The organism is uncultured Streptococcus sp., from assembly GCF_915066115.1.
Classification (GTDB): domain Bacteria; phylum Bacillota; class Bacilli; order Lactobacillales; family Streptococcaceae; genus Streptococcus.
Map to the genome: position 1 here is coordinate 1 of NZ_CAJZDT010000119.1, position 5,796 is coordinate 5,796.

The window sequence follows — 5,796 nt, forward strand, 5'->3', positions numbered from 1 at the left end:
TCATTCGAACATCATTCAAGTCACCAGATACTTCCTTGACCATGGCATAGATAGGGTAAAAACTGGTCACAATTTTCATCCCTTTACCTGACTGGCTTTCCTTCTGCCCACAAGCACCTAAACACAAAAGAAAGACACTTAACAATACTAAAAATAAACTTTTTTTCTTCATAGATAACTCCTTAACTATTTAATTAACTAGTTAATATTCTACTCCTATTTTTTTTATTGTCAAGCATTTTATGAACTAGTTAATAAATTTCTGATTTTAAACTATCAAAAAAACCTTGCAACTAAGTTACAAGGTTGATTACATTAATCGAAGTTAACGTATTCTTTTTGAAGTTCAAGAACTTCTTCCATTGTTGAACACTCTGTAAGGGCACGGTTAGCGTACTCTTCCATCTTAGCAGTGTCCAATTTCTTCATCAAGCTACGTGTACGAAGGACAGATGTTGCTGACATAGAGAATTCATCCAAGCCCATTCCGACAAGAAGTGGAACAGCTTTTTGGTCACCAGCCATCTCACCACACATACCAGCCCATTTACCTTCAGCGTGAGCCGCCTTGATAACGTTGTTGATCAAGCGAAGGATTGATGGGTTATATGGTTGGTAAAGATATGAAACTTGTTCGTTCATACGGTCTGCCGCCATTGAGTATTGGATCAAGTCGTTTGTACCAATTGACATGAAGTCTACTTCTTTTGCAAATTGGTCTGCAAGCATAGCTGCTGCAGGGATTTCAATCATGATACCAACTTGGATATCATCCGCAACTGCAACTCCTTCAGCAAGAAGGTTTGCTTTTTCTTCTTCATAAACTGCTTTAGCTGCACGGAATTCTTTCAAAAGAGCAACCATTGGGAACATGATACGCAATTGACCATGAACAGAAGCACGAAGAAGGGCACGGATTTGTGTACGGAACATTGCATCTCCAGTTTCAGAAATAGAGATACGAAGGGCACGGAATCCAAGGAATGGGTTCATTTCGTGTGGCATATCGAAGTAAGGAAGTTCCTTATCTCCACCGATATCCATTGTACGAACAACCACTGGTTTACCATTCATTCCCTCAAGAACAGCCTTGTATGCTTCATACTGCTCATCTTCAGTTGGGAAGTCTTGAGAATCCATGTACAAGAACTCTGTACGGTAAAGTCCAACAGCTTCAGCACCGTTGTCATTGACACCTTCAACGTCTTTTGGAGTACCGATGTTAGCAGCCAACTCGAAGTGTTTACCGTCAGCAGTCACTGTTTGAGCATCTTTCAAAAGTGCCCATTCAGCTTTTTGTTTAGCATAAGCTTCACCAGCTGCTTTAAATTCTGCTGCTTGTTCATCTGTTGGGTTGATAATTACTTCACCAGTAATTCCGTTAACGGCAAGGATATCACCGTCTTTCACCACTTCAGTGATGCTATTTGTTCCCAATACAGCTGCAATTTCAAGTGTACGTGCCATGATAGCTGAGTGGCTTGTACGTCCACCGATGTTTGTTACAAAAGCTTTTACAAAGTTTTTGTCCAATTGAGCTGTATCAGATGGTGTCAAGTCATGCGCAATGACGATTACTTCTTCATTGATAGAAGCTGGGTTTGGCAATTTTTTACCAAGAAGGTTTGCCAATACACGTTTTGTCACGTCGCGGATATCCGCTGCACGTTCTTGCATGTATGGGTTATCTTCCATGCCTTCAAAGATCGTGATGAACATGTCAGTCACTTCTTTAAGACCTGCTTCTGCATTGACTTTCTTAGCACGGATTGTTTCTTTAATCTGACCAATCAATTCTGGGTCGGCAAGAACCATCAAATGAGCGTCAAAAACTTGAGCCGCTTCTTCACCAAGCGTACCTACAGCTTTCTCACGGATAAGAGAAAGCTCGTTTTGAGAAGCTTCAAGAGCTACATCCAAACGAGCCTCTTCTGCGTTTGTATCTTCGACTGAAATAGTCTCGAATGACAAATCCGGTTGAACGAGTAGATATGCTTTTGCAACTGCAACACCGTCAGATGCTGCGATTCCTTTAAGCATTTCTGTCATTTTCCTTATGCCAATCCTTCTTTTTCCATTGTTTCTGAGATTGCAGCGATAGCGTCATCTGCATCTGCACCTTCAGCTGAGATAGTTACGTCAGCACCTTGGCCAACACCAAGACTCATAACACCCATGATTGATTTAAGGTTAACTGATTTACCTTTGTACTCAAGAGTGATATCTGAAGCAAATTTGCTAGCAGTTTGTACCAACAATGTTGCTGGACGTGCGTGAATACCTGTTTCTGCCACTACGTGGAAATCTTTAGAAGCCATAGTTTGACTCTCCTTTTGTTCTTTCTTTTTTGAGTTATATGTGATAACCCTTACAATTTGGTATTATATCATCTTCTAGGATTTTTTTCAAGCATTTTATGGGATTTATTCGATTTCCTTTCAGATAACTTGCTGAAAATCTTCTATTCTAGATAACAAAACACAGGATATAGTTTTCCAAAAAACAACTTATAGGATAATTATCATCTCTTCACAAAACGAACACTACATATTGTGTTTTGTTTGGTTATGTACAAAAACAGACCACTATATTTAGTTTTAAATCGTTGACAAAAATTTATTTTCTGATATACTAAGAAAGTAATCTATTTTGAAAGAGGAGTTACACAATGGTAACCGTTTATTCTAAAAATAACTGTGTCCAATGCAAAATGACCAAACGTTTCTTGGACAGTAATAACGTTGAATACAAAGAAATCAATCTCGATGAACAACCTGAGTACATCGATCAAGTTAAAGAGCTCGGTTTCAGCGCAGCTCCTGTTATTCAAACACCAACTGAAGTCTTTTCAGGTTTCCAACCAGGAAAACTGAAACAATTAGCATAATCTTAGTACATCATCCAGAAGAAACTGCTTCTAGGGCTAACTTAGAAGCCTTTCTTTTGTAATTAGATAAGGGAAATTTTATGGGATTAAAACATCTTGAGGACGTGACTTACTTCCGTCTCAATAACGAAATCAACCGTCCTGTTAATGGACAAATCATGCTTCATAAAGATAAGGAGGCCTTGGAGGCCTTCTTTAAAGAAAATGTAGTTCCAAATACTATGGTTTTTGATTCAATCAAAGATAAAATCAACTACCTGATTGAACACAACTACATCGAAACAGCCTTTATCAAGAAATACCGTCCAGAATTTTTGGAAGAATTGGCTCAATTTATCAAAGACCAAAACTTCCAATTCAAGTCTTTCATGGCAGCTTATAAATTTTACAATCAATATGCTTTGAAAACTAACGACGGTGAATATTATCTTGAAAGTATGGAAGACCGCGTCTTCTTTAACGCCCTTTATTTTGCAGACGGTGATGAGGCGATTGCAATCGATATTGCCAATGAAATCATCCACCAACGCTACCAACCGGCTACTCCTTCCTTCTTGAATGCTGGACGTGCTCGTCGTGGGGAGTTGGTATCTTGTTTCTTGATTCAGGTCACAGATGATATGAACTCTATCGGACGTTCTATCAACTCTGCTCTTCAACTTTCACGTATCGGTGGTGGTGTGGGAATTACCCTCAGCAATCTTCGTGAAGCTGGTGCACCTATCAAAGGCTATGAAGGGGCAGCTTCTGGAGTCGTACCTGTTATGAAACTTTTCGAAGATAGCTTCTCTTACTCAAACCAATTGGGTCAACGTCAAGGTGCTGGTGTTGTCTACCTCAACGTCTTCCACCCAGATATCATCGCCTTCCTTTCAACTAAGAAAGAAAACGCCGATGAAAAAGTTCGTGTTAAGACCCTTTCACTTGGTGTTGTGGTGCCCGATAAATTCTACGAATTAGCACGTAAAAATGAAGAAATGTATCTCTTCAGCCCATATTCTGTAGAACTTGAATATGGTGTACCATTCAACTATATCGACATCACTGAAAAATACGATGAATTGGTCGCAAATCCAAACATCCGCAAGACAAAAATCAAGGCGCGCGATTTGGAAACGGAGATTTCTAAATTGCAACAAGAGTCTGGATATCCTTATGTAGTCAACATTGATACGGCTAATCGTGCAAACCCTGTTGATGGTAAGATTATCATGAGTAACTTGTGTTCTGAGATTCTTCAAGTCCAAGAACCAAGCTTGATCAACGATGCTCAAGAATTCCTGCAAATGGGAACGGATGTTTCATGTAACCTTGGTTCAACCAACGTGGTTAACATGATGACTTCACCTGACTTTGGTCGTTCTATCCGTGCTATGGTGCGTGCCTTAACTTTCGTTACAGATAGTTCACACATCGTAGCTGTTCCTACCATCGACCACGGAAATAGCCAAGCTCATACCTTTGGTCTTGGTGCCATGGGACTTCACAGCTACCTTGCCCAACAATTGATTGAATATGGATCGCCTGAGTCTGTTGAGTTTACAAGTATCTACTTTATGCTTATGAACTACTGGACCTTGGTTGAGTCAAATAATATTGCGCGTGAACGTGGTATCACCTTCCACAACTTTGAAAAATCAGACTATGCTAACGGAAGCTACTTTGACAAGTATGTGACTGGCGAGTTTGTTCCAAAATCAGACCGTGTTAAAGAACTCTTCAAAGATGTCTTTATTCCGAGTGCTTCTGACTGGGCAGAACTTCGTGACAAGGTTCAAGCAGATGGTCTTTACCACCAAAACCGCCTTGCTGTAGCGCCAAATGGTTCTATCAGTTACATCAATGACGTTTCTGCTTCTATCCATCCGATTACGCAACGTATCGAAGAACGTCAAGAAAAGAAAATCGGTAAAATCTACTACCCTGCTGCTGGCTTATCAACAGAAACCATTCCTTACTACACTTCGGCTTACGACATGGATATGCGTAAGGTGATTGATGTTTACGCAGCTGCAACTGAGCACGTGGACCAAGGGCTTTCACTCACTCTCTTCATGCGTAGTGATATTCCAAAAGGTCTTTACGAATGGAAGAAGGAAAATAAGCAAACGACACGTGACTTGTCTATCCTTCGTAACTATGCCTTTAACAAGGGTATCAAGTCTATCTACTACGTCCGTACCTTTACAGATGATGGTGGAGAAGTCGGTGCTAACCAATGTGAAAGCTGTGTGATTTAATCTTTGCTTGAGGAAACTACATTTTCTCAGATAAGTTCTTCATTCACCTTGCTAAACTAAACTGGAATAAGCATCTATACTATGGAAAAACACAAAAGTCGGACTTCCGACTTTTTGTGCGATACTCCTCTAGAATTATGATAAAATAGAGGTAATTGTGAGTTCGCAATACTAAACACAGAAAGAGATTTCAAATGGAAACTTACTACAAAGCCATTAACTGGAATGCCATCGAAGATGTCATAGATAAATCAACTTGGGAAAAATTGACGGAGCAATTTTGGCTCGATACACGTATTCCCTTGTCAAATGACTTGGATGACTGGAGAAAGCTATCAAATGTAGAAAAAGACTTGGTAGGAAAAGTCTTTGGTGGTTTAACCCTTCTGGACACCATGCAATCTGAAACTGGGGTTCAAGCCCTTCGCGCAGACATCCGCACACCCCATGAAGAAGCTGTTTTCAATAACATCCAATTTATGGAATCTGTCCACGCTAAATCTTACTCATCAATCTTTTCTACCTTGAATACAAAGGCTGAGATTGAAGAAATTTTCGAATGGACCAATACCAATCCTTACCTACAAAAGAAGGCTGAGATTGTCAACGAAATCTACCTAAACGGTAACCCACTTGAAAAGAAAGTTGCCAGTGTCTTCCTCGAAACCT

5 protein-coding genes and 1 pseudogene are annotated in these 5,796 nt (G+C 40.0%); 3 read left to right on the forward strand and 3 right to left on the reverse strand.

Going from position 1 to position 5,796, the window contains the following annotated elements:
- From QZ565_RS07810 to QZ565_RS07820, 3 genes and pseudogenes are all read right to left on the reverse strand, one after another.
- A pseudogene (locus QZ565_RS07810) lies at nt 1-172 on the reverse strand (adhesion protein); the annotation flags it as partial.
- Nucleotides 173-315: 143 nt separating this feature from the next.
- Complete coding sequence (gene ptsP / locus QZ565_RS07815; RefSeq protein WP_295527892.1) at nt 316-2,049, reverse strand: phosphoenolpyruvate--protein phosphotransferase; 1,734 nt, start codon at nt 2,047-2,049, stop codon at nt 316-318.
- Between the two features lie 5 nt (nt 2,050-2,054).
- On the reverse strand, nt 2,055-2,318 hold the full coding sequence (locus tag QZ565_RS07820; protein ID WP_000146947.1) for a phosphocarrier protein HPr: 264 nt from the start codon (nt 2,316-2,318) through the stop codon (nt 2,055-2,057).
- Between the two features lie 350 nt (nt 2,319-2,668).
- Here QZ565_RS07820 and nrdH point away from each other — a divergent pair, with 350 nt between their 5' ends.
- From nrdH to QZ565_RS07835, 3 genes are all read left to right on the forward strand, one after another.
- Nucleotides 2,669-2,887, forward strand: a complete 219-nt coding sequence (nrdH, locus tag QZ565_RS07825) for a glutaredoxin-like protein NrdH (protein ID WP_000259243.1) — start codon at nt 2,669-2,671, stop codon at nt 2,885-2,887.
- Between the two features lie 80 nt (nt 2,888-2,967).
- Nucleotides 2,968-5,127: a class 1b ribonucleoside-diphosphate reductase subunit alpha gene (nrdE, locus tag QZ565_RS07830; protein ID WP_295527895.1), complete on the forward strand. Its 2,160-nt coding sequence runs from the start codon at nt 2,968-2,970 to the stop codon at nt 5,125-5,127.
- A gap of 194 nt (nt 5,128-5,321) precedes the next feature.
- The coding region (locus QZ565_RS07835) for a ribonucleotide-diphosphate reductase subunit beta (protein ID WP_295527898.1) at nt 5,322-5,796 on the forward strand (475 nt) is incomplete at its 3' end.

Bases quoted from the DNA above. Each gene is read 5' to 3' on its own strand.
- nrdE (WP_295527895.1), top strand. From the start codon at position 2,968: ATGGGATTAAAACATCTTGAGGACGTGACTTACTTCCGTCTCAATAAC.
- nrdH (WP_000259243.1), top strand. From the start codon at position 2,669: ATGGTAACCGTTTATTCTAAAAATAACTGTGTCCAATGCAAAATGACC.
- ptsP (WP_295527892.1), bottom strand. From the start codon at position 2,049: ATGACAGAAATGCTTAAAGGAATCGCAGCATCTGACGGTGTTGCAGTT.
- QZ565_RS07820 (WP_000146947.1), bottom strand. From the start codon at position 2,318: ATGGCTTCTAAAGATTTCCACGTAGTGGCAGAAACAGGTATTCACGCA.